Consider the following 26,297-nt stretch of genomic DNA (forward strand, 5'->3'; position numbering starts at 1 on the left):
CCGCTCAGGCGGCGGCTGGTTCGGCGCGGTCCCACAGGTCGTGGAACACCGCGATGTTCAGGTCGTAGGCCCGCCGGACCTCGTCGACGACGCGGCCCCGCTCGGTGTCGTCCCACGGCGCGGCGTCGAGCAGCGCGCGGTAGTGCTCGCGGAAGCGCGGGACCGGGCCGAGCGCGGAGAAGTCGTAGAACGCGGTGCCGCCGCCGACGACGCCGTAGCGCCGCGGGAGCAGCGCCGCCACCGCCTGGCCGCCGGCGACGTCCCCGAGGTAGCGCGTGTAGTGGTGGGCGACGAACCCGCCGGGCCAGTCCGCGACCTCCCGGATGCGGGCGGCGTAGCGCGTGGTCGCGGGCAGCGGCTCCGGGTCGGTCACCCCGAAGAAGGCCAGGTCCTCGGCGATCCGGGACCCCCGGCGCAGGGTGTCGTGGACGAAGGGGCCGGCGACCGGGTCGTCCGTCATCGCGTCGCTCACCGACTCCAGCGCCCCGTAGACGAAGGAGTACTGCTCGACCAGGCGGGCGTAGTCCGCGACCGCGAGCCGCCCGTCGAACAGCGCGTCCATGAACGGCGAGTGGTTGGCCCGCTGGTGGGCCTCGAGGGTCGAGCGCCGGACGGTCTGGTGGAACGGGATCGCCTCGGACACCGGCACCTCCTGGTGGGCGGACGGTCGGGCACCGCGTCGTGCCCCTCGACCGTAGGTGGGCCGGGACGGTGGGGGAACCCCGCGCGGAACGATCACGGGACGCCGGGTTTGCCGGATCTCCTGTGACGGGGACCATCCGCGCGCGGCTCGAGACCAGGGTCCGACGGTGCCCCGCCTCCGGAGGTCTCCCGTGACTGCCTTCGCCGACATCCTCGTCGCCTCCCCGACCACGCCGCCCGGTCTCCCCGACGGCGGGCCGTCCGGCCCCGGCGCGTTGTTCCTCCTGGTGTTCAACGATCCCGCGCGGCCGGTCGCCGGGTACGGCACCGGCTGGACCCTGCTCGCCGCGCACGGCAGCGACCGCTGCTGGTCGACCGGCCTGCTCGGGCACGGTGCGGACGCCCGGACCCGCGCGGCCGACGCCCGCGGGGTGGCCGAGCGGGTGCTCGCCGAGCAGGGCATCCGCGTGCAGGAGTGGCGCTGCGGGGCGACGGGCCGGCTGCCGATCTTCCGCGCGCAGACGGGCTGACCGGGCTGAGTCGATGCCGTCCGGGGAACCCGGTCGGCATGCACACCGCCACGCTCGGCGCCCTCGAGGTCGGCCGCATCGGCCTCGGCGCCATGGGGATGTCCCACGCCTACTCGGGCGCCGGGGCCGACGACGACGAGTCGGTCCGGACCATCCACCGCGCCCTCGACCTGGGCGTCACCCTCCTCGACACCGCCGAGGTCTACGGGCCGTACACGAACGAGGAGCTCGTCGGGAAGGCGATCCGCGGCCGCCGCGAGGAGGTGGTGCTCGCGACGAAGTTCGGGATGATCTCGCACACCGGCCGCGAGGGGGCCGACTCCAGCCGCGAGAACGTGCACGCCGCCGTCGACGGCTCGCTGCGCCGCCTCGGCGTCGACCACATCGACCTCTACTACCAGCACCGGGTGGACCCGCGGACGCCGATCGAGGAGACGATCGGGGCGGTCGCCGAGCTCGTCGCGGCGGGCAAGGTGCGCGCGATCGGGCTCTCCGAGGCCTGGACCGACACGATCCGGCGCGCCCACGCGGTCCACCCGGTCACCGCGCTGCAGTCGGAGTACTCGCTGTGGACCCGCGAGCAGGAGGCGCTCCTCCCGCTGCTGCGCGAGCTCGGGATCGGCCTGGTGGCCTACTCGCCGCTCGGGCGGGGGTTCCTCACCGGCGCGGTGCGCTCCGTCGACGACCTCGACGAGGACGACATGCGGCGCAGCAACCCCCGCTTCGCCGAGGAGAACTTCCGGCGCAACCTCGCGGCGGCCGACGAGGTCCGGGCGATCGCCGACGACGCCGGGGCGACGCCCGCCCAGGTGGCGCTGGCCTGGATCCTCGCCCAGGGGTCGGACATCGTGCCGATCCCGGGCACGAAGCGGGTCTCGCGGCTCGAGGAGAACGTCGGCGCCGACGCCGTCGAGCTCACCGCCGACCAGCTCGCCCGGCTCGACGCGGTCACGCCCGCGGCGGGTGGGCACCACTCCGAGCAGCAGATGCGGCTCATCGAGCGCTGAGTCGGCGTCAGTCGCCGGCGAGGGCGAGGACCTCGTCGAACCCGGCGACGAGGCACTCCCGGAGGAGGTCGGGGTCGGTGACCGCCGCCGGGTCGAGCGTCACCGCGACGCAGCAGGTGTCCTCGTGGGAGGTCAGCGCGATCATCAGCGCGCCGCCGGGCAGCGGCGCGAACGGGTAGCTGCGCTCGATCCGCGCACCGGCCAGGTACGTGGGTCGGCGCATCCCCGGGATGTTGCTGGCCTGCAGGTCGTTGGCGCTGGTGGCGCCGCCCTGGATGCGGGTGAGCAGCGGGGAGGGCAGGGCGGCCAGCAGCGGCGCGATGATCCCGAGCGCGTCGACGACCCGGGCGCCGGTGACCTCCCGGACGATCGCGTGGACCCGGGCGATCCGGGCGGCGGGGTCGACGTCGTCGAGGGGCGCCGCGAAGCGGATGCCCGCCCAGCGGTTGCCGCCCATCGGGTCGGACGGGTCGCGGGTGTTCACCGGCATCCCCATCGGGATGTAGGCGGGGACGGGGGCGTCGAGCGCGAGGTGGTAGCGGCGCAGCCCGCCGAGCAGCGCGGCCAGGTAGGCGTCGTTGAGGGAGCCGCCGACGGCGCGGCCGGCCGCGCGCAGCGGGGCGAGGTCGACGTCGAGGGCCTCGAGGCGGCGGTTGGTGCCCCGCGCGCGCAGCAGCGGCGAGCCCGGCGCGGACGGCGGGACCGCGGCGGCCAGCGCCGAGGTCACGGCGTTCCAGCCGTCGGCGGCGGTGGCGAGCGGCGCGGTCGCGACCCCGCCCAGCAGGCTCGCCCCGGAGCGCAGTCCGTCGAGCACCGCCGAGGGCGTCGCGGCGATCGCGCGCCCGGTCTGGGCGGCCGTGGCGCCGAGCCGGGAGGTCGGCCTCGCGGCGGGGAGCGGCGCGTCGACCTTGTCGCCGCGGTGCTCGCGGACGGTGCTGTGCAGCAGCCCCAGGATCTGCACCAGCGACAGGCCGTCGGCGAGGCTGTGGTGGACCTTGAGCAGGTAGCCGGCGCGCCCGCCGTCGAGACCCCCGACCAGCTCGGCCTCCCAGAGCGGGCGGTGCCGGTCGAACGGGGTCATCATCGCGAGCCCGGCGCGGTCGAGCAGGTCACGCAGGGAGCCGCCGTCGGACAGGCGGGTCCGCCGCAGGTGAAAGCCGAGGGCGAAGTCGGGGTCGGTCGCCCAGGTGGGAGCGCCCCAGCCGTAGGGCTCGACCACGCGCTGCCGCAGGCGGGGAACGGCCCGGCTCGCCCACTCGTGGGCGGCGACCAGGCGGTCCCAGTCGGGCTCGGCATCGAGGACGTCGACGATCACCACGGTCGCGCGCAGGCGTGGGTCGACCTCCGCCCGCCACATCATGGTCTCGAGCGGGTTCATCTCGCCCGGTCCGCTGACGAGGGGCAGGTCGTCGGTCACCCCTGGCATCCTCCACCGGGCGGCGCCGTGGTGGGGCTGTGGTCCGCGGGTATGAGGCGCGGGACCACAGCCCCCGGCGAGCCGGGCGCAGCACCCTGACGGCGGCGCCCAGCCGGGTCCAGGTCTGTCAGAGAGCCTGGACCGAGTCGGCCTGCGGGCCCTTCTGGCCCTGGCTCGACTCGAAGACCACGCGCTGGTTCTCCTCCAGCGAGCGGAAGCCGTTGCCCTGGATCGCGGAGTAGTGGACGAAGACGTCCTTACCGCCGTCGTCGGGCGCGATGAAGCCGAAGCCCTTCTCGGCGTTGAACCACTTGACGGTTCCTTCAGACATCGATCCTCTTTCGGGGTCGAGCGGTCCGCGGGCGACCTGCCCACGGGCGTTGCCCGAGACCGGAGCACGAGAGGGCGTGTGCATCTCTGCGGTGCGAGCCGGGCGGTGTCACATGATCCACGGAGCTCGAGCACAGCGAGGAAAACGAGACTGCAACTGGTCCGACCGTAGCACGGGCGCCGGAGCCGGCTGCGCCGGACGGCGTCGTGTCGGGGTCGACGGACCCGTCGGACGTCGTCGTCGAGGCGGCGCGGAGACCCCTCGTCCGGGACCGAGTCCTCGTTCGGCCCAACCTGGTTGCCAGGTGCTGTGCGTTGGGTCACCGTGAAGGCATGGACGCGCCGTCCGGGACACCGACGGCGGTGGGCGCCGCCCCCTGTTCACCACGCACGGTGATGCCGTGGTCCCGGCCTGCACGTGTCGGGGCGAGGTGGAACGCGTGAGGGTCGTCGTCATCGGGGGCAGCGCGGCGGGCCTGATGTGTGCGCTGGTGCTGGCCCGTGGCGGGCACGACGTGGTGATCGTCGAACGCGACGACCTCGCGCCCGCCGCGGACGTCGAGGCAGCCGCGGCGGCCGCGTTCCGGGCCGCGGCGCCGCAGGTCGTGCAGCCGCACGTCGTGCTGGCCACCTTCCGGGAGATCCTGCGCGAGCGGCTGCCGGACGTGTACGAGGGCATCCTGGCCGCCGGGGCCGTGGAGGCGTCACTGGTGTCCCAGATGCCCCCCGGCATCACCGACCGCGCTCCCCGGCCGGGCGACGAGCGGCTCACGTTCCTGTTCAGCCGTCGGGCCACCGTCGACTGGGTGCTCGCCCGGGCCGCGGCGGCCGAGCCCGGCGTCGAGGTGCGGTACGGGACACCCGTCACGGGGTTGGTCGCCGACGACGGCCGCCCGCCGCGGGTGCGGGGCGTGCAGACGGCCCGGGGTGATCTCGACGCGGACCTCGTCGTCGACGCGTCGGGCCGCCGGACCGCGCTGGACCGGTGGCTGGCCCCGCTCGGCGCCCGCCGCAGCGACGTCACCCGCGCCGAGTGCGGCCTGGCCTACTACAGCCGCCAGTACCGGGTGCGCGACGCTGCCCTCCCGGGGCCGCTCACGACCCGCACCGTCGTCGGGCTCGACGAGTTCGTCGCCGGCATCTGGGGCGGCGACAACGGCTCGATGCAGCTCGCCCTCGCGCCGCTGGCCTCCGACCGGCGCTTCACCGCGGCCCGCGACCCCGCGGTCTTCGACGCCGTCCTGCGGACGGTGCCCTTCTGCGCCCCGTGGATGGACCTGCTGGAGCCGACGACCGCGCTGCACGTCATGGGCGGCCTGCACAACACGCTGCGCCGGCTCGTCGTCGACGGGGAGCCGGTGGCCCTCGGGGTGCACGCAGTCGGCGACGTCGTCTGCACCACCAACCCGACCTTCGCCCGCGGCCTGAGCCTCGCCGCGCGCACGGTCGCCGCGCTCGCGGACGTCGTCGCTGCCACGCCTGGTGACCTCCGCGGCCAGGCGCTGGCGATGGACCGCGTCGTCGCGCGGGACGTGGCGCCCTGGTACGCCGACCAGGCCGTGAACGACGCCGCGGCGGCGGCCCGGCTACGGCATGTCGTGGAGGGCACCCCGGCGCCGGTGGAGTCTCCGTCGGGTCGGCTGGACTTCGGCCGGCTCCGCGCCGCGGCGCAGACCGACGCGACCGCGTTCCGGGCGCTCTGGCGGGTCATGGGCATGGTGGGCCGGCCGGAGGAGGTGTACGAGGACCCGGCGCTGGAGGAGCGGGTCCGGGAGGTGCTCGTGGCGCACCCGCCCGTGCGGCCGCCGCAGCCGACGCGGGACGAGCTCGAGGCGGCGCTGGCCGGAGCTCCGGCGGCGCGGGTGCCGGTCGTCGGGTAGCCGTCCTCGGGGCGGAGAGCGGTGGCGCGACCGGGTCGTCGTGACCCGGTCGCGCCGCAGCACGTCGTGGCGGCGGAGTCGCGTGTGCGCCGCTACGGACGAGCGGCCCTCTGAGCAGGGCCTACGGGACGGGCGGCAACGGGAAACGGAGCGACGCGGCGGCCAGGTGTTCGGCGATGTCGGTGTCCTCCTGGACGTGCCGCACGCTGCCGCTCTCGTCGATCACCGCCCGGGTGAGCTCGTCCAGGATGTCCTCGGTGTGCCGGGTCGCGTGCTCGCACAACGGGCAGGTGTCCCCCGACGTGCCGAGCCAGCTGCAGTTCGTGCACGCGACCCCGGCGACCATGGCGCCGTCCTGGACCAGCAGCGTCTCCACCGCCTTGACGGTGGCGGCCCACAGGCAGTCGGCGACGCCGAGCACGCCGAAGCCCCTCCCCCTGGCCACGCTCTCCAGCACCTCGCCGACCAGCCGGAGGTCGACGTCGCGCATGTAGCGCGCGACGATCGGCTCCACCTTCTGCTTGATCGTGCCGCGATCCACCGTGTGCGGGTCGACGGTGAACGTGCCGGCGACCCGCTTGCGCAGGCCACGCGGCAGGGCGTCCAGGAATTGCGGTAGCTCGGCCCGGTGACCGCCGACGGCGAGCAGGTCGTAACCGTCGGCCTCGTGGAGCTGTGCCAGCTCGGCTGCGGTGTGCCGGTAGTGTTCCCGGGCCAGTTCCTCGGCCTTGTGGTGCACCCTGTCCTCGGCCATGGTCGCCGCGTAGTTCGGCTTGCGCATCGTGCGGTCGGACAGGGCGGCGATCGGCTCGATCTCGTCGGCGAACCATTCCCACACCCTCGCCCTGGCCCGATCGACGACCACGACGCAGCACCGCGCGTACTCCTCGAGCACCGCCAGCATCGGCCGTACCCACGGGGTCTCGTCCAGCACGACACGGTCCTGCACCGCACGCGGCAGTTGCACTGCCTCGAACACGTCGCGGGCGCTGCACGAGAAGAACGCCACCGCGCCGGGCCGCCAGCGCTCGGTCCGGACCTCCTCGCGCATCCGCTCCATGTCGCCGCGCAGCGACAGCCGGGCGGCCCGATCCAGCGACTTGTCCTCGGCCATCGGCTCGACCTGGTCCAGCACGCTGTTCAGTCGGCCGGGCAGATCGGCGCGGTCCGTCGGGTCGGTCGGCACCCGCACGTACACGGACACGAGTGGAAGCCCGTCGCCGCGCAACCGGAGTATCCGGTGGACGATCTCGGCAGTGATCATCGTCGCTCGCTTCCTGCCCGTGGCACCACACTCTTCTCGGGCGATCGAGCCGTCGGCGGGGGGTCTACGGAATGACCGAGCGGGCGACACCTCTGCCGATGGCAGTCGCCGGTGACGTCACAGCGCGTGGTGTACGCGCAATTCGTCCAGCGTCCGCTCGGTGGCCGCCTGGGACGACGCGGGGTTCTGGCCGGTGAGCAGGTTCCCGTCCACCACGACGTGCGGCGCCCACGGCGGGCCCGCCTCGAAGTCCGCACCGCGCTCTCGCAGCCGGTCCTCCAGCAGCCATGGCGCGCGGTCGGCAAGCCCACCCAGGCGTTCCTCCTCGTCGGTGAAACCCGTCATGTGCAGGCCGTCGAACAGCCAGCCGCCGTCGGGACGGTTGGCCGACAGCAAGCCCGCCGGGCCGTGGCAGACCGCCGCGACGACGCGGTTCGCGCCGAAGAACTGGAGGAGGATCTCGCCCAGCGGCTGGAAGTCGGCCAGATCCTCCATCGGGCCGTGCCCACCAGGGATGTAGATGGCGTCGTAGTCGGCGACGTGCCCCACGGCGTGCTCCAACGCCATCGGGTGCGCCAGATCGTCGGCGATCGCGTCGAGGTAGTCGCGGAACGCGGTGGCTCTCCTCTCCCCGCCCGCCCTCTCCGGGTGCAGGCTCATCCGGTCCACCGTGGGCGCCACGCCGCCCGGGGTGGCGACGACCACCTCGACACCCTCGTCGCGGAACACGCTGTGCGGCACCACGAACTCCTCGGCCCAGTAGCCGGTCGGGTGTCGGCTGCCGTCCTGGAGCGTCCAGTGGTCGCTGCCGGAGAGCGCCAGCAGGATCCGGGTCATCGGTCTCCTCCTGCTGGTCGAACGTCCCGGAGGCGAGGGCCGGCCGCCACTTCCCTGAACTCCAGGGGCAGTTGGCTCATCATGTGGCTGACGACGTCACCGCTGATCGTGTCGCGCAGCGTGGCCAGCACCGCGGCCACGCCGATGTCCGCCGTGCCCCGGTCCACCCCGGCCCGTTCCGCGGTCCGCCGGATGAATTCGTCGAGGCTGAATCCCTCGGCTTCCTCCTCGGCCGCCACCAGGGGCGTCTGCAGCTCCGCGGGGAGCTGCGCGGCGATGTGGCGGGCCTCCCCACCGGTGATGCGTTCGCCCAGCGTCCACAGGGTGGCCCGGGTCAGCGCCTCGGCCTGCTCTCGCCCGACGTCGGCCCGTTCGGCCACCTCGTCGATGAACTGGTTGTGGTCCATGGCCCACCATGGCCGCCGCCGGCGGGCAGCGTCCCAGGCCCCGGAGATGGTTTCTGCCGGGCCGGATTCACCCCGCCAGGCCGAGCCGGTGGCGGTGGCTGCTCGCCGAGCTGCGATGGTCGCCGCAGAGTCGGTGCCACGACGGCCGCGCCCGCGCCCCACCCGGTCGCCGTACCGACGGCCAGTCTGTTCGCGATCCAGCACGGGCTGCTGCCCGAGGAGGACTACCTGCCCGCCGAGGCATGAACTCAGGGATGACGGCCGGAAAGATGGGGCGGTCGCCCCATGGACGGACTGCCGGCCGGCACCTAGCGTGCGCCTTCCTCCAGCAACCGCGAGGCACCACCACCGAGAGACCGTCATGCCATCCACATCCAGGACAACCGCGCACGAGCAGGACTTCGGGCTCGCCGTCGACCGCACCGCCCACCTCGACGACTACACGGTGCAGTTCGTGACGATCCGCGAGACGCACTCGCTCAAGGACATGCTCGCCGGGCTGCCGGGCAGCCACTGCCGGTGCCCCCACTGGGGCTACGTGATCGATGGCCGCATGACCGTCGACTACGACGACAAGCAGGAGGAGTACGGACCGGGCGACGCCTTCTACATGTCGCCCGGACACGTCCCGGCCGCCGAGGCCGGCAGCGAGTTCGTGATGTTCAGCCCGAAGGAGGAGCTGGCCGTCACCGAGGCCGCGATCCAGGAATGGATGCAGCGCGCGCAGACGTGAGATCCACCCCAGGCCCGGGCACGGCCGCCGGTCCGGCTACCCAGCCCACCGCCGACGAGAGAACGCCCGATCTCGTGAGTGAGCGGCAGGACGACACGGGGCAGCTCGTCACCGGCGGCCCCTCCCCCGCCGCGGCGGAGAAGGGGCGGGCGGAGGAGTCGGCCTGTAAGCCGGATCCTGTGCCCACGGTCCCTCGCGGGTCCGCGGGCGGCGACCATCCATCTCGGCCCGCCGTCGCCGACGGGCTCCAGCGGTCTACCCGCAGGTCTCGGGCGGGCAGCCCTCGGACGACCTGCGCAGCTCCGCCGTCTCCGGCGGAACCTTCTTGACCTTGCTCCGGGTGGGGTTTACCGAGCCGTCCTGGTCACCCAGGACGCTGGTGGTCTCTTACACCACCGTTTCACCCTCACCACCGGCTCGCGCCGGTGGCGGTCTGTTCTCTGTGGCACTGTCCCGCGGGTCACCCCGGGTTGCTGTTGGCAACCACCCTGCCCTGTGGAGTCCGGACTTTCCTCGACGGGCCCTCGTGGGGCCCGACGCGGCCGCCCGGCCGACTCCTCCGCGTCACCGATGGTAGCGCCGGCACATGCTCGGCCCGCCGTGGAGCCCTTGTGCGTCGTGGACCGGGCGCGGACCCTCGGTGGCCTGGTCGGGGAGCTGAGGTCGCCATGTCCGAGACGGTCGGCACGCCACCTCCCCGTGCCCTCCTCGGCGCCGCCGCCGTCGTCTTCTCCGCCCTCTACTTCGTGTCCGACGTCCTCGAGGCCGTCCAGGGCGGGTTCTCGACCCCGCAGCTCTGGCTGACCCTCGTCGCCGAGGCCGCCGTCCCGTTCCTCGTGATCGGGCTCCACCTCGCGCAGCGGCCGTCGATCCCGCGGAGCGCGGCGATCGCCGCGGGCGCCTACGCCTACGCGTACGTCTACTTCACGGGGACGGTCGTCTACGCGCTGGTCACCGGCACCCCCGACTACGCCACCCTGTCCGAGGAGCTCGGCGTCGGGATGACCGTCCACGGTGCGATCATGGTCGCCGCGGGCGTCTGGTTCGGCTACGCCTCGTTCCGCGCCGGTGTCCTGCCGCGGTGGGCCGGGGTCGCCCTCGCCGTCGGGGTCGTCCTGGTGGCGGCGTCGCAGGGGGCACCGGAGGGTCTGCAGCTCGTCGCCGCGGGGGTCCGCGACCTCGGCGTCGCGGGCCTGGGCGCCGGCCTGCTCGTCGGCGCCCGCAGGGACACGGCCCCGACCTAGACGAAGATCTCATTCCCGGTCGCGAGTCGTGGCGCCACGTGGGCGTGTCGCTCCCGACAAGAGGATCCGTGACGACGACGGCCCTCCCACGACGCCCCGGCGGGCGGGCACACCCACCGCACCAGGGCTAGCGTGCCCAGCCGTGACGCATCCGGGCGCGCTGCAGATCGTCCTGCTCGTCGTGCTCGGGCTGCTCGCCGGCGCGGTGAACGCGATCGCCGGCGGGGGCTCGCTCATCGTCTTCCCGGTGCTGCTCGCGACGGGACTGCCGCCGCTGCCGGCCAACGTCACCAACTCCGTCGCCCAGTGGCCCGGCTACGCCGGCTCGACGCTGTCCGCGCGCCGCGACCTCGGCGGCCAGCGCCGCCGGCTCGCCCTCACGACGATCCCCGCCGCCCTCGGCTCCGCGGTCGGCTGCGGGCTGCTGCTCGTGCTGCCGCAGTCGGTGTTCGACGCGGTCGTGCCGATCCTCGTCCTGCTCGCCAGCCTCACGCTGGGCGCCCAGCCGTGGATCAAGCGGTGGACCTCGCGCGACGGCGAGTCGGAGGGCCGGGAGCGGCCGGTCGCCCTCGCCGTCGTCACCTTCGTCGCCGCGGTGTACGGCGGGTACTTCGGCGGGGCCCTCGGCGTCGTGCTGATCGCGGTGCTCTCGCTGCTCTGCGCCGACTCGATGCGCCGGCTCAACGCGGTGAAGGTGCTGCTGTCGCTGGTGGTCGCGACGGTGACCGTGGTGCTGTTCGGGTTCTTCGCGCCGGTCGACTGGTTCGCGGTCCTGCTGCTGGCGCCGTCGACGCTCATCGGGGGCTACCTCGGGATGGCCGTGGCGCAGAAGATGCCCGACAACGTGCTGCGCTGGAGCGTCGTCGTCCTCGGCGTGGCGGTGGCGATCTACCTGTTCCTCAAGGGGTGAGCGTCTTCCGGTGACGGGCCACGCCGCGACCGCGCTCGCCGTCGCGCTCCTCGCGGCGGTGCTCGTCGTCGCCGTGTGGCGGCCGCGGGGGGCGCCGGAGGCGGTCGCGGCGATCCCCGCCGCGGCGCTCGTCGTCGGGACCGGCCTGCTGGCGTGGCCGCAGGCGCTGACGGAGGTCGTCGAGCTCGGGCCGACCGTCGGGTTCCTCGCGGCGGTGCTCGTGCTCGCCCACCTCGCCGACGCCGAGGGGGTGTTCACCTGGGCGGGGTCGCTGCTGCGGCGCCGACGTGAGAGTGGCTTTTCGGACGTTGAGTGTCTGCGATGCGACACCGCTGACACTGGGAACCGGCTCTTCCGCCGCGTCTTCGCCCTCGCCGCGGTCACCACCGCCGTGCTGAGCCTCGACGCCACCGTCGTCCTGCTGACCCCGGTCGTCGTGCGCACCGCCCGGCGGATGCGCCTCGCCGTCGCACCCGCCGCCTTCGTCTGCGCGCACCTGGCCAACTCGGCGTCGCTGCTGCTCCCGGTCTCCAACCTCACCAACCTGCTCGCCGTCGGCGCCACGCACCTGTCGTTCCTGCGGTTCGCGGCGCTCATGGCGCTGCCGTGGGTCGTGGTGCTGGCGGTCGAGTACGTCGGGCTGCGGTGGGTGTTCCGCCGAGAGATCGACCGACCGGAGGCCGGCCCCGAGGACGAGCCCGACCGGCCCGACCAGCTCGACCAGGACACCCCCACCCCCCGCTACGCCCTCGTCGTCCTCGCCCTGACCCTCGTGGGGTTCGGCGCCGCCGCCCCGCTGGGGGTCGAGCCGGTGTGGGTCGCGGTCGTCGGAGTCGTGGTGCTCGGCGCGCGGTCGCTCGCCTCCCGTCGCACCACCCCGCGCGCGGTCGTCGAGTCCGCCGCTCCCCTCTTCTGCCTGTTCGTGCTGGCCCTCGGCGTCGTCGTCGCCGCGGTGGGCACCCACGGGCTCGGCGGGGTGCTCACCGGCATCGTCACACCGCTCGGCACCGGCCTGCCCGGGCTGCTCGCGGTCGCCGGGCTCGCCGCGGTGCTCGCCAACGTCGTCAACAACCTGCCCGCGACGCTGCTCCTGCTCGACGCCCTCGGCCCGGCCCCCGCGACGGCCACGGTGCTCGCGATGCTGATCGGGGTCGGCGTCGGGCCCAACCTCACCTACGTCGGGTCCCTCGCGACGCTGCTGTGGCGGCGGGTGATGTCCGCGGAGGGAGCGGCGCCGTCGCTACGGCGGTTCACGATCGCGGGCCTCGTCACCACCCCCGCGGCGCTCGTCGCGGGCACCGTCGCGCTGTGGCTGGTGGCCTGACCGGCCCTACGCTGCGCTCCGTGAGCAGCGACGACGCCCGAGACCGGGTGCGTGACCAGGCCTCCGGCGTCGCCGCGGGCTGGTCGCCGCCGGACGCCCCACCGAGCTGGGCGCTGACCGCCGAGCTCTTCCGCGCGATCGCCGAGGACGACGTCCTGCTCGACCTCGCGGCCGCCCTCCCGCCCGACCGGCTGCCGCCGCTGCTGCTCAGCGCCGCGGTCCGCGACCTCGTCGCCCGCGAGCAGCCCGCTCCCCTCGCCGGGTACTTCCCGACGCCGGGCTCCGGCCAGCCGGTCCTCGACGAGGGGTTCCGGCCCGCGCTCGCGGCGTTCGCCCGGGAGCACGCCGAGGAGCTCGCGCGGCTGTGCGCCGCGCACCGCTACCAGATGAACGAGGTCGGTCGCAGCGCCGACGTGCTCGCCGTCCTCGGCGACATCGCTCCCGACCGGCCGATCGCGCTGGTCGACCTCGGCACCGGCGCGGGCCTCGGGCTCCAGCTCGACCGCTACCGCTACCGGTACGCCGCCGACGGCCGCACCCGCACCGTCGGCGACCCCGACTCCCCCTTCGAGCTCCACTGCGCCGTCCGCGCGGGCGACCCGCCGGTGCCCGCGACGGTGCCGACCATCGCCGCGCGGGTCGGGATCGACGTCGAGCCCCTCGACCTGGGCGTCCCGGAGATCCGCGACTGGCTCGCCGCCTGCGTGCCGCCCGAGACCGGCGCGGTCGACCGCTTCGCCGCGGCGAGCGCCGTCGTCCGGGCCCACCCGGCGCCGCTGGTCCGCGGCGACCTCGTGGAGACCGTCGAGCGGGTCTGCGCGGACCTGCCGTCGGAGGCCCTGCTCGTCCTCGTCGACACCTACGTCCACGTCTTCCTGCCCGACGACGACCGCGCCCGGTTCGCCGCCCTGCTCCCCCGGCTCGGGCGCGACCTCGAGTGGATCTCGGTCGACCCGCTCGTGCCGCTGGGGCCGGACGGCCGCGACAGCGTGCAGGGGCTCCCCGTCCCCGACCGCGCGGTCGAGGCGTACCGGGCCGGAGTCACCGGCGTGGTGGGACGCCTGTCCGTGCGCGACGGGGCGGTGTCGGGGCGGGTCCTCGGGCTCGCCCACCCCGGGGCGGCGTGGCTGGAGTGGCTCGCCTAGCGCAGGTAGGACGTGTCGTTCACCAGCCGCACGCTCGCGCCGCCGTCGTCCCAGAAGTCGACCACCGACAGGCACGCCAGGTCGAGGTGCAGCCGGTAGAGCAGCGCCGGGCCGGCGTCGAGGGCGAAGCGCAGGATCGTCTTGATCGGGGTCACGTGGCTGACCAGCACGACCGTCGTCCCCGCGTGCCGCTCCAGCAGCCCGCGCAGCGCCGCGGCCACCCGGGCCCCGACCTCCTCGAAGCTCTCCCCGCCGGGTGGGGGCACCGACGAGTCGGCGAGCCAGGCGCGGTGCACGTCGGGGTCGCGCTCGGCGGCCTCGGAGAAGGTCAGCCCCTCCCAGCCGCCGAAGTCGGTCTCGGTGAAGCCCTCGTCGACCTCCACCGCGACGCCGAGCGCCGCCGCGACCGGCCCCGCCGTCGAGCGGGCGCGGTCCAGCGGCGAGCTGACGACGGCCGCGGCGCCCGGGTAGCGCGCCCCGACCGACGCCGCGGCGGCCGCCGCCTGCGACTGCCCGACCTCGGTCAGCGGCGGGTTCCCCCGCCCCGAGTAGCGCCGGTCCACCGACAGCGGCGACTGCCCGTGGCGCAGCAGCAGCACGCGGGTGGGGACGGCGGCCCCGCGCCCGGTCCAGGCCCCGGCCGCGTTCGCGGCGGTGCTCGCGTCTCCGGTGCTCGCGTCCCCGGTGCTCGCGTCCCCGGCGCTCACTTCCCGGTCCGGACGACGATCGCGCCGCAGTTCTCGCACCGCACGACGTCGTCGGGCGCGGCGCCCTGGATGTCGCGCAGCTCGCTGCGGTCCATCTCCAGCCGGCACGCCCCGCAGCGGTTGCCGACGAGCTCGCCGGCGCCCACCCCGCTCTTCGCGCGGATCTTGTCGTAGAGCGCGACGAGGTCGGCGGGGAGCTCGGCCACCAGGGCCGTGCGCTCCTCCCCGCGGCGCGCCTCGGTGGTGCCGATGTCCCCGAGCGTGCCGTCGCGGCGCTCCACGGCGTCCTCGAGCGCGGTCTGCGCGGCGGCGTGCGCGTCGGTCTCGTGCCGCAGGTCGATCCCGGCCGCCTCCTGGCGCTCCATGACCTCGAGCTGCTCCTCCTCGAGCACGGCACGGCGCCGCTCGAGCGAGTCCAGCTCGTGCTGCAGGTCCGTGGCCTGCTTGGCCGACACCGAGCCGTTGTCGAGGAGCTGGCGGTCGCGGGTCTCGCGGGTGCGGACCTGCTCGACCTCGCGGTCGAGCTTCGCGACGTCGCGGTCGAGGTCCGACAGCGCGGTCTGCGCGACGACGACGGCGTCGGCCGCGGCCCGCAGCGCGCGCTCGGCCTCCTCCACCGCGGCCTGCTCGGGCAGGGTCCGGCGGCGGTGCTCCGCGCGGGCGAGCTCGCCGTCGACGGCGGCGAGGTCGAGGAGCCGGCGCTGGACCGCCGGGTCGGCCTTCATGGCTGGGTGGCTCCTTCGATCACGTCGTGCATGGTCGGCGGCGCGGTGGTCGTCGTGCTCGCCGGGGGTGCGGCGCGCTCGGCGACCCCGCTCCCGGCGGCGCCGAGGGTCCACGGGTCGGTCCGCCGCGTCGAGACCGACACGGTGACGCCGGGCAGCGCCCGGCGCAGCACGTCGGCGGCCTGGGCGCACCAGGGGTGCTCGGAGGCCCAGTGGGCGACGTCGACGAGCGCGGGGGCCCCGGCCCGCTGGAGGTGCTCGTCGGCCGGGTGGTGGCGCAGGTCCGCGGTCACGTAGGCGTCGACGCCGGCGTCGCGGGCCAGGCCGAGCATCGAGTCGCCCGCCCCGCCGGACAGCGCGACCCGCCGGATGGGGCGCTCCGGGTCGCCCGCGCCGCGCACCCCCCACGCCGTCGCCGGCAGCGCCGCGGCCACCCGCTCGACGAAGGCCCCGAACGGTTCCGTGGCCTCGAGGTGGCCGATCCGTCCGATGCCGACCGATCCGTCCGGGCCCTCGGGGGCCAGCGGGCGCTCCACCACGACGCCGAGCGCGTCCGCGAGCGCGTCGGACACCCCGGGCGCGGCGGCGTCGGCGTTGGTGTGCGCGGCGAAGAGCGCGCAGCCCGCCCGGACGAGACGGTGCACCACCGAGCCCTTGGGCTGGTCGGCCGGCACCCCGTGCACGCCGCGCAGCAGCAACGGGTGGTGGGTCACGAGCAGGTCGACGCCGTCGGCGATCGCGTCGTCGACGACGGCCGCGGTCGGGTCGACCGCGACGAGCACGCGGGTCACCGGCTCGTCGGGATCCCCGCAGACCAGGCCCACGGCGTCCCAGTCCTGCGCGAGCCCGGGCGGGTAGGCGGTCTCGAGCGCGGCGACGGCGGCCGCGACGTCGGGGGGAGCGACGGAGGGGTCCATGGTGGGCGCCATTGTGGTCCACGGGCGGTGAGAGGACGTGACCCTGTCGGACGTCCGGCACGTCGTCACCGTCCGGGCCCACTCGGCAGCCACGACCGACCCCCGATGCCGCTCGCTTCGCTCCCGGGTCGATCGCGGTCGCCGTCGTTGCCGGGGCCCTCGACGAGCCGACGACGGAGACGAGTGCGCCCGCCCACGTTCCGTGCCGATCAGGAACGGGCGGGCAACGATTCCCGACCGGCGTCTTGTGGCGATGCCCGGCCCCTGCTACCACGCCAGCATGGGGGGTGTTCGTCGAAAGCTCGCGCTCGTGGCCGCACTGGTCGCCGGCGCCCTGGTGATGAGCGCGTGCAGCAGCGGCAACGCCGGCGGTGTCCAGGGCTCCGGGAACGTCCAGTCACAGACGCGCCCGGTCCCGGCCTTCGACTCGATCGAGTTCTCAGGCGCCGGGACGGTCACCGTCGAGCAGTCGGGCACCGATTCCGTGGAGGTCCGAGCCGACGACAACATCGTCCCGTTGCTCACCACGACCGTGGCCGGGACGACCCTCCGGCTCGGCGCCCAGCCGAACGCGGCCATCGGAGGTGCCACCACGATCGAGTACCACGTCACCGCGCGGCAGCTACGGGGCCTCGTGCTCTCCGGTGCCGGAAGCATCAATGCCACGAGGATCGACGCCCCCCAGGTCTCGCTCGCGAACAGCGGCGCCGGTCGCCTCGTCATCGCCGGCCGGACGACCACCGAGAACGTCGATCTGATCGGCCTCGGCCAGATCGACGCGAGCGCCCTCCCGACACAGGACGCCGACGTCAACGTCGGCGGCACCGGGACGGCCACCGTCAACGCTGCCCGCACGCTCAACGCGACCGTCACCGGCGTCGGCAGCATCGAGTACCTCGGCAACCCGACCGTGACCGAGCACGTCACCGGAATCGGCTCGGTCCACCGCCGGTGAGGGCAGGGAACTGCTCGGCGTGCCGCTGGATCCGGAGACGGTCAGCGGAGGTGACTCGACCGTCGGCCGCTCGTGCTGCAGCGGCAGACTCGGGCCATGGGTCCCCGCGAAAGGTGCTACTCGGTCGTGACCGTCTGCACGGGCAACATCTGCCGCTCCCCGATGGCCGAGGTGATCCTGCGCGCGGCGCTCACCGACGCCGGCCTGGCCGACCGCGTGGTCGTCACCAGCGCGGGCGTCGGCGACTGGCACGTCGGCGAGCCGATGGACCGCCGCGCCGCCGCCACCCTCGCGGACCGGGGCTACGGCACCGACCACGTCGCCCGGCAGATCGACGAGACCACGGCCGAGGCCGACCTGGTGCTCGCCGCCACCACCGACCACGCCCGCGACCTGATCCGCGCCGGCGTCCCGGCCGACCGCGTCCGGCTGCTGCGCTCGTTCGACCCCGCGGCCCCCGAAGGCGCCGAGGTCCCGGACCCCTACTACGGCGGGCCCGAGGGGTTCGACGAGGTCTTCGCGATGCTCGAGGCCGCGACGCCCGGCGTCGTCGCCTGGGCGCGGGAGCGGGTGTGAGCGCGTCCGACGCCGTCGCGCGACTCACCGGGCACGGCGTCGTCCGCGCCCGCTCCCTCGGCGCGGTCACCCGCTGCACCCTCGACGACGACCGAGAGGTGATGGCCAAGACCGGCGCGCCGACCGCGCTCGCCGCCGAGGCCGCGGGGCTGCGCTGGCTGGCGGTGCCCGGCGGGCCCGGGGTGCCCGAGGTACTCGGCGTCGACGAGTCCTGGCTGGTCAGCGACGCGGTCGGCGAGGGCTCGCCCTCCGGGGGCGCCGCCGAGGCGTTCGGGCGTGGCCTCGCGACGATGCACGCGGCCGGCGCCCCCGCCTTCGGGTCGCCGCCGCCCGGTGGGCCCGCGGACGCGTGGATCGGCGGCGCCCCGATGCGCAACGACCCCGCGCCCGAGGGCACCCGCTGGATCGACTGGTACGTCGGGTCCCGCGTCCTGCCCTACGTGCGGCTGGCCGTCGACCGCGGCGGGATGTCCTCCTCCCAGGCCGCGCAGGTCGAGGACGGGTGCGCACGCCTCACCGGCGGCGACGCCGACGCCGGGCCCGACGAGCCGCCGGCACGCCTGCACGGCGACCTGTGGACCGGGAACGTGCTGTGGGCCGGCGACGGCGCCTGGGTCATCGACCCCGCCGCGCACGGCGGGCACCGCGAGACCGACCTCGCCATGCTCGCGCTCTTCGGCTGCCCCCAGCTCGACGCCGTGCTCGGCGCCTACGACGAGGCGTCCCCCCTCGCCGCGGGCCGGTCCGACCGCGTCGGCCTGCACCAGCTCTTCCCGCTGCTCGTCCACGCCGCGCTGTTCGGCGGGGGCTACGCCGCGTCCGCGTGCCGGGCGGCGCGATCGCTCTGAGGACCGCACAGCGACCACAGGGCCGGAGGCCATACTGGGCGGCGTGCGCTTCCTGCTCCGGCCCGGGTGGATCGCCCTGACGCTGGCGGTCATCGCCTTCGCGTTCGGGTGCTACTACCTGCTCGCGCCGTGGCAGTTCCACCGCAGCACCGAGCGGGACGGCAACAACGAGGCCCTCGTCCGCGCCGTCAGCACCCCGGCGGTGCCCCGGTCCTCGCTCGTCGCCCCGGGCGCGGAGCCCGGCCCGGCCGCCGCGTGGCGCCAGGTGGTCGTCACCGGGACCTACGAGCCGGCCGGCCAGGTCCTCGCCCGGCTGCGCTCGGTCAACAGCGACGCCGCCACCGAGATCCTGACGCCGCTGCGCACCACCGACGGCCAGACCCTGCTCGTGGACCGGGGCTACGTGACGCCGAACGGCGAGACGCTCCCGCCCATCGCGCCGCCGCCGGCCGGCGTCGTGGCCGTCGTGGGCTACCAGCGCCCCGACGAGTCCGCCACCGACCGCGCCCCCGTCACCGAGGCCGGCTACCGGCAGGTCTACGCCGTCGACGCCGCCCAGATCGGCCCGCTGGTCGGGATGCCGCTGGCCCCGGGATACGTCCAGCTGCTGCCCGGCCAGCCCGGCGTCGTCACCGCCGTCCCGCTCCCCCCGCCCGACCCCAACCCGTCCTACTCCTACGCCTGGCAGTGGCTGATCTTCGGCGTCATGGCGATCGGCGGGTGGTTCTACTTCGTGCGCCTGGAGTACCGCACCCGCCGGGCCGAGGCCGAGGGTCCCGACGCCGAGGCGGTGCCGGTTCCGGACGACGCACCGGCCCCCGACCGCGCCGGGCGCGACGCCCCGGCGGAGCCGGCGCCGGCCCGCCCGACCTCCGAGGTGCTCGCCGACCGCTACGGCCGCTGAGCGCGGGGTACCGCGCTCGGCTCCCCAGACAGTCGATCATGGTTTCCGGCACGCTCAGCCGTGCCGAGTTCCATGATCATCTGCCTAGGGTCGGCGACGCGGGAACCCCTCCGGGACCGCCCGGTCGATGGCCGCGGCGAGCCCGGCGGCGGCGAGCGCCGCACCCGCCGTCACCACCCGGGAGAGCCGGACGGCCCGGTGCAGGTCGGGGACCCTCGGAGCAGGGCCGGAGCCGAGGAGCGGGCGCTCCTGCACGCCGTAGGGGTAGACGGTCCGCCCGCCGAGCCGGCGGCCGAGCGCGCCCGCGAAGGCCGCCTCGACCGGCCCGGCGTTGGGGCTCGGGTGCCGGCGCGCGTCGCGGCGCCACGCCGTCAGCGCCGCGCCCGGACGCCCGCCGACCACCGGCGCCGTCGTCGCGGTGAGCAGGGCCGCGAGGCGGGCGGGGACGGCGTTGGCGACGTCGTCGGCGCGCGCGCTCGCCCAGCCGAAACGGGCGTGGCGCGCCGAGAGGTGCCCGACCATCGCGTCGAGGGTGTTCACGGCCCGGTACCCGAGCAGCCCCGGTACCCCCGCCACCGCGCCCCACACGAGCGGTGCCACCACGGCGTCCGAGGTGTTCTCCGCGACGGACTCGAGGGCGGCGCGGGCGAGGCCGTCGGCGTCGAGGGCCGAGGGGTCGCGCCCGCAGAGCGAGGGCAGCCGCCGTCGGGCCGCGCCGAGGTCGTCGGCCGCCAGCTCCCCCGCCAGCGCCGCCCCCTCCCCCGCGAGCGAGCGCCCGCCGAGGACGGCCCACGTCGCCAGCGCCGTCACGGCCGCCGTCGCCACCGGGGAGCGCGCGGCGACCCGCTCGGCGGCGGCTCCCCCGAGCACCGCACCACCGACGAGCACCCCGGCGTACAGGGCGCCGCGGGACCGGGAGTCCGCCCACCACGCCCGCTCGAGCCGCGCGGCACCCGTCCCGAAGACCGCGACGGGGTGGCCGCGGCGCGGGTCGCCCAGGAGCGCGTCGGCGACGACCCCGGCCAGCAGCCCCGTCGCCCGTCCCCGCACCCGGCCGATCATCGCAGCAGCGTCGTCGGGCCGGTCGTGACAGGCTCCCCGCCGTGGCGTTCAGCGACGAGCTCTGGGAGTCCGCGGCCGACGTCTACGACGCGGTCCGCGCCCACCCGTTCCTCACCGGTCTCACCGACGGGACCCTCCCGCACGCGGCGTTCGGGCACTTCGTGGTGCAGGACAGCCACTACCTGCGCGGATACGCCCGGGCGCTGGCGGTACTCGCCGCCCGCGCACCCACCGAGGACGACACGACGCTGCTCGCCCAGCACGCCGCCGGCGCGATCGCGGCCGAGCAGGAGATGCACGCCGCGCTCTCCGACGCCCTGGCCGGGGAGACCGACACCCGCGCGCCGATGGCGCCCACCACGCTCGCGTACACGAGCTACCTGCTCGCGACCTGCCACGGGGCCTCGTTCGCCGAGGGGATGGGCGCGGTGCTGCCGTGCTACTGGATCTACGCGCGGGTCGGTGAGGCCCTGCTCGCCGAGTCGTCGCCCGACCCGCTCTACGCGCGGTGGATCGGGATGTACGGCGGCGACGAGTTCCAGGCGGTGGTCGACGCGGCCATCGCCCTGGTCGACCGGGTCGCCGACGAGCTCGGCCCGGCGGAGCGGGCCCGCGTCGTCGGGCACTACCGCACGACGTCGCGCTACGAGTGGATGTTCTGGGACGCCGCGTGGCGCCGCGAGCGGTGGCCGGTCTGAGGGGACCCCGGAACGACGACGGCGGGCCCACCCCGCAGGGTGGGCCCGCCGTCGCGAGCTGTTGTCGGCCTCAGGCCTCGACGAGGACCGTCTCGCCGCCCTCGGCACGGTTCCGCCAGTTGCGCTGCGCGTAGGCGGCGAGGCTGGACGCCACACCGAAACCCGCTCCTGCAACGACGACCATGGCCACGAACACTGCCGCCATCTGGTGGCTCCTCCTCACCACGTGCACGCGTCGCACCCGGTGGGCGGGTCCTGCTGACCCGGTCGGGAGGCCGACGCTTGCGAATCGGCGGATGCTGGCTGCATCCGTCCCTAGAGACGCGTCGATCTCGGGTGATGTTCCGGTGTCGCGCGGTGCTCTCGCGTGTTCCATGTCACCCTCAGGAGCACGACGAGCACGCCCGGTACCGAACTACTACGGTTTCCCCCACACGGACGTAGTAAATCGGACAAAGAAGTCATAAAGACTCGCACGGTTCCAGCGGGGCCATGTAGCGGGGAGGCAGAGACGTGACAGGCACGACGGACGTCGAATCGAACGGGGTACCTCCCAACATCACGGTGACGGACACCGCGACGATGAAGCGGGCGGTCGGGGCCGCCGCGGTCGGCAACATCACCGAGTGGTTCGACTTCGGCGTGTACGCCTACCTCGCGACCACCATCGAGACGAACTTCTTCCCCCCGGACAACCCCACGCTGGCGCAGGTCGGGACGTTCGCGGGGTTCGCGGTGTCGTTCCTGGTCCGGCCGCTCGGCGGGCTCTTCTTCGGCCCCCTCGGCGACCGCATCGGCCGCACCAAGGTCCTCTCGATCACCGTCATCATGATGGCGATCGGGACCTTCCTGCTCGGCTTCATCCCGTCGTACTCCGCGATCGGCATCTGGGCGCCGATCCTGCTGGTGCTCTGCCGCGTCATCCAGGGCTTCTCCACCGGCGGTGAGTACGCCGGCGCGATGACGTTCATCGCCGAGTACTCGCCCGACCGACGGCGCGGGTTCTTCGGCAGCTTCCTCGAGTGCGGGACGTTCATCGGCTACGCGCTCGGCGCCACCGTGGCGACCGTCATCCCGCTCGTGTCCTCGCCGGAGTTCGCGGCGACGTGGGCCTGGCGCATCCCGTTCTTCATCGCGCTGCCGCTGGGCATCGTCGGGGTCTACCTCCGGACCCGCCTCGAGGAGACTCCGGCGTTCCAGACGCTGCTCTCGGAGTCCGAGGAGCGCGAGGGCACCCAGGCCGGGGCCGGGATCAAGATGCTGTTCGTGCGCTACTGGCCGGCCATGCTCACCGCCGGTGGGCTCGTCATCGCCTGGAACGTCACGAACTACATGCTGACCAGCTACATGCCGACGTTCCTCGAGAAGAACGTCACCGACGCCGGCGGCACGGCGATCGACTCCACGACGTCGCAGATCCTGCAGATCATCATCCTGTGGGTCGCGGTCTTCGTGATCCCGGCCCTCGGGCTGCTCTCCGACCGGGTCGGACGCAAGCCGCTGCTCTGGACCGGCGCCATCGGGCTCGTCATCCTCGCGTTCCCGATGATCTACGTGCTGACGCTGGGATCGGTCGGGCTGGTGGCGGTCGGCCTCGCCGTCATGGCCATCCTCCTGATCCTGTTCTCGTCCACCTGCCCGTCGACGCTGCCGGCGCTGTTCCCGACCGAGATCCGCTACGGCGGGCTGTCGATCTCGTTCAACATCTTCGTGTCGGCGTTCGCCGGGACCACGTCGTTGATCATGTCCGCCCTCGTCCCGACGACGGGGTGGGCGTACTGGCCGGCGCTCTACCTGATCTTCGCGGGGATCGTGGGCATCGCCGCGATCGCGAAGCTCACGGAGCCCGCCGGCAAGCCGCTGCCGGGGTCGAACGCGGCCGTCTCCACCCCGGAGGAAGCGCGGGAGCTCGCCCGCTCCGGAGGGGCCGTCCGCGGCTGAGGACCTCCAAGGACTCCTCGGACGCCCGTCCCGCCACCGGCGGGGCGGGCGTTCGTGCGTCCGGGGCCGTCAGGCGGGGCGGCGCAGGACGAAGCGGCTCTCGACCACCGTCGTGTAGGTCCCCGACGAGTGCACGTAGCCGGTCGGGTAGAGCGCGTGGTGGGGGCCGCCGAACTCGACGAGCTCCCACCCGTCGCGCCCGAGCCGGTTGAGGTGCTCGGCGAACAGCCGGGTCCAGGGCACGCTGTAGGGCCGGTACTCCTCGAAGAGGAGCTCGTCCTTCGGACCGATCGCGTAGGCCTGCCACTCCGCGGTCTCGTGGCTGCTCGCCGCGGGGTCCAGCCCGTCGCTGGACAGCTGCACCGCGGAGATCTCCAGGGTGGCGTACTCCCACGAGGTCACGCGCACGACCCTGTCACGACGGGGCACACCGCGGCGAGATCAGGACGCACGGCGGTGACGGCGGGCGTGGGCCTGCGGGACGGGCGCCGGACGACCGGCCGGACCGCGGGGGTCGTGCAGCGGTCGCACGACGGCGGCCGGCACCCGGCCGGGCACCCGACGCCGCACCGTCGCGCGGCCGACGGGGATGCCCGCCCGCGGACGCTCCACCCGACGGCCGGCGAGGGTCTGTGCGCCCCGCTCGGACCCGCTCGGACCCGCCGACGGGTCGCCGAGCAGCAGGCCAGCCCCCTTGACGAGCAGACCGAGGACGGCCAGCCCGATGCCGGGCAGCAGGCCGCCGTCCATCCCGAGGGCGAGCCCGACGCCGCCCGCGACCATGGCGAAGCCGACGAGGAGGAGCAGAGCCGAACGCACCTCACCACGCTAGGTGCCGACCGGTTGCTCCGGGTTGGTCTGTTCGGGTCGTCTTGGGCACCGTGACGGGTGCGGAGTGCGGCCGTAGGCTGCACGCCAACGATCACTCGGGAGGGGTGCTGTGAGGGAGTTCGCCGTCCGCTACGTCAACGGTCCGCTGCAGGGCGAGGGGACCATCTCGCTCCCCGACGGCGCGGCTGCCGAGCCCCCACTGCTGCAGCGCATCCCGCTCCCGGCGCCGGAGCGGGGCGTGCAGCAGACGATGTCGCGCATGGTGGGCGGGCAGAGCCACGCCGTCTACGAGCGGACCGCCTACAACGACGCGTCCGGCGAATGGGAGTTCCAGCTCGTCCGCCTCGAGTAGCGGACGTGGCGGGGTCGTCCGGCCCGGGGGGAGGATGCCCGGCATGACCGACCCCGGGATCACGGTGCGGCCGGCCGAGGACGAGGACGCCGACCGGATCGCGGACGTCTTCGCCGGCTACGTGCTCGCCTCCATCGCCACCTTCGTCGAGGACCCGCCCGCCGCCTCGGTCTGGCGCGACCGCCTGGCCGACGCGCGGGACCGCAAGCTCCCCTTCCTCGTCGCCGACCTCCCCGACGGGCACCCCAGCGCGCCCGCAGGCGGGTTGCGCGTCGCCGGCTTCGCGGCGTGCGGCTCCTTCCGTCCGCACGCGGCCTACCGCTACACCGTCGAGGACTCCGTCTACATCGCGCCCGAGGCGACCGGCCAGGGGCTCGGCGGGCGACTGCTCACGGCGCTGGTCGACGACCTCGAGCGCACCGAGATGCGCCAGGTGGTCGCGGTCATCGCGACCCTGCCCGGCACCCGCCACGACACCCCGTCGATCGTGCTCCACCGACGTCTGGGCTTCGAAATCGTCGGACGAATGCCGGCGGTCGGCTACAAGCAGGGGCAGTGGGTCGACACGGTGCTGATGCAGAAGGACCTCCGCCCACGTTCCTGACCATTCCCGGTACGCACAGCGAATTGTTTGTACGGGAACGGCGGTGTGCAGACCGAACGTGCACAATCGATATGACACCCCAGGAATGCGGGGTTGCGTCTTCAACGATCTCCACGCCCCGACACCCTCCCCACCCGGATCGGCGCAATCGACCCGGGACGCCGTCACGATCGGCCCTGACCCGACTCTCCTCCGTGGGCGACGGTTCCACCTCCCCGGAGCCCCGTCCCGGCCGCGCGCCCGCCGCCACGGGCGCCCGGTCGGCCCGCCACCCCACCGACGCGCTGACCTGCACCGTTCCCTGTGGTCTCCTCGCGCCGGACTCTCGTGCGCGATGGCGTACGCCATCCGACGAATGTTGTGATGCCCTAACGAACATTCGTGATCGGCCACTCCGGCATCGTCGGACGATCACTGAGTGAGAGAACGAATTCGATCTTGCCCGTCCACCCGGCCGCGGTGACGAAAAGTGCGACGACAACTCGTCTCGAACTGCCCTCGGTGTTTCGGGGTGGGGGGGGAATCGCGTCCCCGTCCGCATTCTCCTACTATTCCCGGCATGAACCGTGCGCCGGACCACGTCCTCCTCGCGGCGGAGCCCGAGGCGCCGTCCGGCGCCGCGATCGGTTATGGGCGCGGTTCCGTGAACTCGCCCGACGTCGGGAGTCCCGACCAACAGCGCGACGCCCTGCTCGCCGCGGGCTGCGAGCGGGTCTACCTCGACCGCGCCGCCAGCCGCGGCAGCACGGCCCGCCCGGAGCTGGACGCGTGCCTCGCCTCCCTGCAGCCCGGCGACACCCTCGTCGTCGCCCGGCTCGACCGGCTCAGTCGGTCGCTGCCGCAGCTGGTCACGCTGGTGAACGACCTGCGGAGCCGGGGCGTCGGGATCCGCTCCCTGCACGAGGGCCTGGACACCACGGACCCGGGCGGCCGGTTGGTCTTCGACGTGTTCGAGGCGCTCGGGGACTTCCTGCGCGAGCTGCTCGTCGAGGGGACCCGTGACGGGCTGGCCGCCGCACGCGCCCGGGGGCAGCGCCTCGGACGTCCGCCCGCACTGACGCCCGAGCAGGTCCACCAGGCGCGCACGATGCTCGCCCGGCCGGAGAACTCGGTCGCCTCGATCGCGCGGATGCTCGGCGTCAGCCGTTCGACGCTGTACAAGCACGTGCCCGAGCTCGGCGGCCGTCAGCCCATCACGCCGCACTCCGAGGCGCGCGAGGCCTGAGGGACGGTGCCGGTGGCCCCGGCTCCCAGTGGGCTCCCACGGCTGCCACGGCAACCACCACGGCCCACTCGACCGGCACCGGGCCCAGCCGCAACTCCCGAGTGGGCCCCCACGGCTGCCGGGACAGCCACCCCGGCCCACTCGACCGGCACCGGGCCCAGCCGCAACTCCCGAGTGGGCCCCCACGGCTGCCGGGACAGCCACCCCGGCCCACTCGACCAGCACCGGGCCCAGCCACAGCTCCCGAGTGGGCTCCCATGGCTCCCGCCACAGCCACCCCGG

The 26,297-nt window shown here is 74.5% G+C and carries 30 protein-coding genes and 1 other RNA gene; 17 read left to right on the forward strand and 14 right to left on the reverse strand.

Annotated features, from left to right (window positions below):
• Positions 1-4: 4 nt before the first annotated feature.
• Positions 5-643, reverse strand: a complete 639-nt coding sequence (locus HH311_RS12010) for a biliverdin-producing heme oxygenase (protein WP_312030097.1) — start codon at positions 641-643, stop codon at positions 5-7.
• 190 nt (positions 644-833) lie between these two features.
• On the opposite strand from HH311_RS12010, the gene HH311_RS12015 reads away from it, so the two are divergent.
• Both HH311_RS12015 and HH311_RS12020 read left to right on the forward strand, forming a co-directional pair.
• Positions 834-1,172, forward strand: a complete 339-nt coding sequence (locus tag HH311_RS12015; protein ID WP_169183904.1) for a hypothetical protein — start codon at positions 834-836, stop codon at positions 1,170-1,172.
• Between the two features lie 38 nt (positions 1,173-1,210).
• The gene (locus HH311_RS12020; RefSeq protein WP_169183905.1) at positions 1,211-2,179 is read left to right on the forward strand and encodes an aldo/keto reductase; all 969 of its coding nucleotides are present in this window, start codon (positions 1,211-1,213) and stop codon (positions 2,177-2,179) included.
• Positions 2,180-2,186: 7 nt separating this feature from the next.
• On the opposite strand, the gene HH311_RS12025 is transcribed toward HH311_RS12020, so the two are convergent.
• Positions 2,187-3,596 carry a wax ester/triacylglycerol synthase domain-containing protein gene (locus HH311_RS12025; protein WP_312030098.1) on the reverse strand — a complete coding sequence of 470 codons (1,410 nt, stop codon included), beginning with the start codon at positions 3,594-3,596 and terminating at the stop codon, positions 2,187-2,189.
• Between the two features lie 127 nt (positions 3,597-3,723).
• A complete protein-coding gene (locus HH311_RS12030) occupies positions 3,724-3,927 on the reverse strand; it encodes a cold-shock protein (RefSeq protein WP_169183907.1) in 204 nt (67 codons plus the stop codon).
• Between the two features lie 439 nt (positions 3,928-4,366).
• On the opposite strand from HH311_RS12030, the gene HH311_RS12035 reads away from it, so the two are divergent.
• The gene (locus HH311_RS12035) at positions 4,367-5,806 is read left to right on the forward strand and encodes an NAD(P)/FAD-dependent oxidoreductase (RefSeq protein ID WP_169183908.1); all 1,440 of its coding nucleotides are present in this window, start codon (positions 4,367-4,369) and stop codon (positions 5,804-5,806) included.
• 121 nt (positions 5,807-5,927) lie between these two features.
• Here HH311_RS12035 and HH311_RS31695 read toward each other — a convergent pair whose 3' ends face one another.
• From HH311_RS31695 to HH311_RS12050, 3 genes are read right to left on the reverse strand one after another with little or no spacing between them, the layout of a single operon-like run.
• Positions 5,928-7,160, reverse strand: coding sequence for a hypothetical protein (locus HH311_RS31695; RefSeq protein WP_169183909.1), 1,233 nt, complete (start codon positions 7,158-7,160; stop codon positions 5,928-5,930).
• Positions 7,161-7,187: 27 nt separating this feature from the next.
• Positions 7,188-7,907: a type 1 glutamine amidotransferase domain-containing protein gene (locus HH311_RS12045; protein WP_169183910.1), complete on the reverse strand. Its 720-nt coding sequence runs from the start codon at positions 7,905-7,907 to the stop codon at positions 7,188-7,190.
• Entirely contained in the window at positions 7,904-8,314 is a 411-nt protein-coding gene (locus HH311_RS12050; RefSeq protein ID WP_169183911.1) for a DUF2267 domain-containing protein, read from the reverse strand. The genes HH311_RS12045 and HH311_RS12050 overlap by 4 nt, the downstream gene beginning before the upstream one ends.
• A 361-nt stretch (positions 8,315-8,675) precedes the next feature.
• On the opposite strand from HH311_RS12050, the gene HH311_RS30965 reads away from it, so the two are divergent.
• Positions 8,676-9,047, forward strand: coding sequence for a cupin domain-containing protein (locus HH311_RS30965; protein ID WP_211190149.1), 372 nt, complete (start codon positions 8,676-8,678; stop codon positions 9,045-9,047).
• A 150-nt stretch (positions 9,048-9,197) separates the two neighbouring features.
• Here HH311_RS30965 and rnpB read toward each other — a convergent pair.
• Positions 9,198-9,605: RNase P RNA component class A (rnpB, locus tag HH311_RS12060), an RNA gene on the reverse strand.
• 110 nt (positions 9,606-9,715) lie between these two features.
• Here rnpB and HH311_RS12065 point away from each other — a divergent pair.
• From HH311_RS12065 to HH311_RS12080, 4 genes are all read left to right on the forward strand, one after another.
• Complete coding sequence (locus HH311_RS12065) at positions 9,716-10,291, forward strand: hypothetical protein (RefSeq protein ID WP_169183912.1); 576 nt, start codon at positions 9,716-9,718, stop codon at positions 10,289-10,291.
• 142 nt (positions 10,292-10,433) lie between these two features.
• Positions 10,434-11,201: a sulfite exporter TauE/SafE family protein gene (locus HH311_RS12070; RefSeq protein ID WP_169183913.1), complete on the forward strand. Its 768-nt coding sequence runs from the start codon at positions 10,434-10,436 to the stop codon at positions 11,199-11,201.
• A gap of 10 nt (positions 11,202-11,211) precedes the next feature.
• Positions 11,212-12,525, forward strand: coding sequence for an ArsB/NhaD family transporter (locus tag HH311_RS12075; RefSeq protein WP_169183914.1), 1,314 nt, complete (start codon positions 11,212-11,214; stop codon positions 12,523-12,525).
• 20 nt (positions 12,526-12,545) lie between these two features.
• Positions 12,546-13,670: a DUF2332 domain-containing protein gene (locus HH311_RS12080; protein WP_169183915.1), complete on the forward strand. Its 1,125-nt coding sequence runs from the start codon at positions 12,546-12,548 to the stop codon at positions 13,668-13,670.
• On the opposite strand, the gene HH311_RS12085 is transcribed toward HH311_RS12080, so the two are convergent.
• From HH311_RS12085 to HH311_RS12095, 3 genes are read right to left on the reverse strand one after another with little or no spacing between them, the layout of a single operon-like run.
• The gene (locus HH311_RS12085; protein WP_169183916.1) at positions 13,667-14,377 is read right to left on the reverse strand and encodes a histidine phosphatase family protein; all 711 of its coding nucleotides are present in this window, start codon (positions 14,375-14,377) and stop codon (positions 13,667-13,669) included. The genes HH311_RS12080 and HH311_RS12085 overlap by 4 nt on opposite strands.
• Positions 14,374-15,102 (reverse strand): zinc ribbon domain-containing protein, encoded by a 729-nt coding sequence (locus HH311_RS12090; protein ID WP_169183917.1) that lies wholly within the window; start codon positions 15,100-15,102, stop codon positions 14,374-14,376. Before HH311_RS12090 ends, HH311_RS12085 begins: the two co-directional genes overlap by 4 nt.
• Positions 15,099-16,019 carry a Nif3-like dinuclear metal center hexameric protein gene (locus HH311_RS12095; protein ID WP_169183918.1) on the reverse strand — a complete coding sequence of 307 codons (921 nt, stop codon included), beginning with the start codon at positions 16,017-16,019 and terminating at the stop codon, positions 15,099-15,101. The genes HH311_RS12090 and HH311_RS12095 overlap by 4 nt, the downstream gene beginning before the upstream one ends.
• A gap of 310 nt (positions 16,020-16,329) precedes the next feature.
• Here HH311_RS12095 and HH311_RS12100 point away from each other — a divergent pair, with 310 nt between their 5' ends.
• The 4 genes from HH311_RS12100 (at position 16,330) to HH311_RS12115 (ending at position 19,302) form a co-directional block, all read left to right on the forward strand.
• Positions 16,330-16,974 carry a head GIN domain-containing protein gene (locus HH311_RS12100; protein ID WP_169183919.1) on the forward strand — a complete coding sequence of 215 codons (645 nt, stop codon included), beginning with the start codon at positions 16,330-16,332 and terminating at the stop codon, positions 16,972-16,974.
• A 96-nt stretch (positions 16,975-17,070) separates the two neighbouring features.
• The gene (locus tag HH311_RS12105) at positions 17,071-17,550 is read left to right on the forward strand and encodes a low molecular weight protein-tyrosine-phosphatase (RefSeq protein ID WP_169183920.1); all 480 of its coding nucleotides are present in this window, start codon (positions 17,071-17,073) and stop codon (positions 17,548-17,550) included.
• A complete protein-coding gene (locus tag HH311_RS12110) occupies positions 17,547-18,398 on the forward strand; it encodes a fructosamine kinase family protein (protein WP_169183921.1) in 852 nt (283 codons plus the stop codon). The genes HH311_RS12105 and HH311_RS12110 overlap by 4 nt, the downstream gene beginning before the upstream one ends.
• Positions 18,399-18,441: 43 nt before the next feature.
• Complete coding sequence (locus HH311_RS12115; protein ID WP_169183922.1) at positions 18,442-19,302, forward strand: SURF1 family cytochrome oxidase biogenesis protein; 861 nt, start codon at positions 18,442-18,444, stop codon at positions 19,300-19,302.
• Positions 19,303-19,386: 84 nt separating this feature from the next.
• Here HH311_RS12115 and HH311_RS12120 read toward each other — a convergent pair whose 3' ends face one another.
• Positions 19,387-20,364, reverse strand: coding sequence for a cobalamin biosynthesis protein (locus HH311_RS12120; protein WP_169183923.1), 978 nt, complete (start codon positions 20,362-20,364; stop codon positions 19,387-19,389).
• A gap of 41 nt (positions 20,365-20,405) precedes the next feature.
• On the opposite strand from HH311_RS12120, the gene tenA reads away from it, so the two are divergent.
• Positions 20,406-21,062 (forward strand): thiaminase II, encoded by a 657-nt coding sequence (gene tenA / locus HH311_RS12125; RefSeq protein ID WP_169183924.1) that lies wholly within the window; start codon positions 20,406-20,408, stop codon positions 21,060-21,062.
• A gap of 70 nt (positions 21,063-21,132) precedes the next feature.
• Here tenA and HH311_RS32625 read toward each other — a convergent pair whose 3' ends face one another.
• Positions 21,133-21,267, reverse strand: a complete 135-nt coding sequence (locus HH311_RS32625; protein WP_282439589.1) for a hypothetical protein — start codon at positions 21,265-21,267, stop codon at positions 21,133-21,135.
• 377 nt (positions 21,268-21,644) lie between these two features.
• Between HH311_RS32625 and HH311_RS12130 the strand changes: the two genes are divergently transcribed.
• Positions 21,645-23,003: an MFS transporter gene (locus tag HH311_RS12130; RefSeq protein WP_169184068.1), complete on the forward strand. Its 1,359-nt coding sequence runs from the start codon at positions 21,645-21,647 to the stop codon at positions 23,001-23,003.
• A 69-nt stretch (positions 23,004-23,072) separates the two neighbouring features.
• On the opposite strand, the gene HH311_RS12135 is transcribed toward HH311_RS12130, so the two are convergent.
• Both HH311_RS12135 and HH311_RS12140 read right to left on the reverse strand, forming a co-directional pair.
• Entirely contained in the window at positions 23,073-23,405 is a 333-nt protein-coding gene (locus tag HH311_RS12135; protein ID WP_169183925.1) for a hypothetical protein, read from the reverse strand.
• 39 nt (positions 23,406-23,444) lie between these two features.
• Positions 23,445-23,822, reverse strand: a complete 378-nt coding sequence (locus HH311_RS12140; RefSeq protein WP_169183926.1) for a hypothetical protein — start codon at positions 23,820-23,822, stop codon at positions 23,445-23,447.
• 121 nt (positions 23,823-23,943) lie between these two features.
• Here HH311_RS12140 and HH311_RS12145 point away from each other — a divergent pair, with 121 nt between their 5' ends.
• From HH311_RS12145 to HH311_RS12155, 3 genes are all read left to right on the forward strand, one after another.
• Positions 23,944-24,186 carry a hypothetical protein gene (locus HH311_RS12145; RefSeq protein ID WP_169183927.1) on the forward strand — a complete coding sequence of 81 codons (243 nt, stop codon included), beginning with the start codon at positions 23,944-23,946 and terminating at the stop codon, positions 24,184-24,186.
• Positions 24,187-24,229: 43 nt separating this feature from the next.
• Positions 24,230-24,790, forward strand: coding sequence for a GNAT family N-acetyltransferase (locus HH311_RS12150; protein ID WP_169183928.1), 561 nt, complete (start codon positions 24,230-24,232; stop codon positions 24,788-24,790).
• 559 nt (positions 24,791-25,349) lie between these two features.
• On the forward strand, positions 25,350-26,015 hold the full coding sequence (locus HH311_RS12155; RefSeq protein WP_169183929.1) for a recombinase family protein: 666 nt from the start codon (positions 25,350-25,352) through the stop codon (positions 26,013-26,015).
• The last annotated feature ends 282 nt before the right edge of the window (positions 26,016-26,297 follow it).

Origin of the sequence: Actinomycetospora sp. TBRC 11914 (assembly GCF_012933465.1) — a bacterium.
Lineage (GTDB): Bacteria > Actinomycetota > Actinomycetes > Mycobacteriales > Pseudonocardiaceae > Actinomycetospora.

Bases quoted from the DNA above. Each gene is read 5' to 3' on its own strand.
- HH311_RS12020 (WP_169183905.1), top strand. From the start codon at position 1,211: ATGCACACCGCCACGCTCGGCGCCCTCGAGGTCGGCCGCATCGGCCTC.
- HH311_RS12030 (WP_169183907.1), bottom strand. From the start codon at position 3,927: ATGTCTGAAGGAACCGTCAAGTGGTTCAACGCCGAGAAGGGCTTCGGC.
- HH311_RS12045 (WP_169183910.1), bottom strand. From the start codon at position 7,907: ATGACCCGGATCCTGCTGGCGCTCTCCGGCAGCGACCACTGGACGCTC.
- HH311_RS12050 (WP_169183911.1), bottom strand. From the start codon at position 8,314: ATGGACCACAACCAGTTCATCGACGAGGTGGCCGAACGGGCCGACGTC.
- HH311_RS30965 (WP_211190149.1), top strand. From the start codon at position 8,676: ATGCCATCCACATCCAGGACAACCGCGCACGAGCAGGACTTCGGGCTC.
- HH311_RS12065 (WP_169183912.1), top strand. From the start codon at position 9,716: ATGTCCGAGACGGTCGGCACGCCACCTCCCCGTGCCCTCCTCGGCGCC.
- HH311_RS12090 (WP_169183917.1), bottom strand. From the start codon at position 15,102: ATGAAGGCCGACCCGGCGGTCCAGCGCCGGCTCCTCGACCTCGCCGCC.
- HH311_RS12095 (WP_169183918.1), bottom strand. From the start codon at position 16,019: ATGGACCCCTCCGTCGCTCCCCCCGACGTCGCGGCCGCCGTCGCCGCG.
- HH311_RS12105 (WP_169183920.1), top strand. From the start codon at position 17,071: ATGGGTCCCCGCGAAAGGTGCTACTCGGTCGTGACCGTCTGCACGGGC.
- HH311_RS12120 (WP_169183923.1), bottom strand. From the start codon at position 20,364: ATGATCGGCCGGGTGCGGGGACGGGCGACGGGGCTGCTGGCCGGGGTC.
- HH311_RS32625 (WP_282439589.1), bottom strand. From the start codon at position 21,267: ATGGCGGCAGTGTTCGTGGCCATGGTCGTCGTTGCAGGAGCGGGTTTC.
- HH311_RS12130 (WP_169184068.1), top strand. From the start codon at position 21,645: ATGAAGCGGGCGGTCGGGGCCGCCGCGGTCGGCAACATCACCGAGTGG.
- HH311_RS12150 (WP_169183928.1), top strand. From the start codon at position 24,230: ATGACCGACCCCGGGATCACGGTGCGGCCGGCCGAGGACGAGGACGCC.
- HH311_RS12155 (WP_169183929.1), top strand. From the start codon at position 25,350: ATGAACCGTGCGCCGGACCACGTCCTCCTCGCGGCGGAGCCCGAGGCG.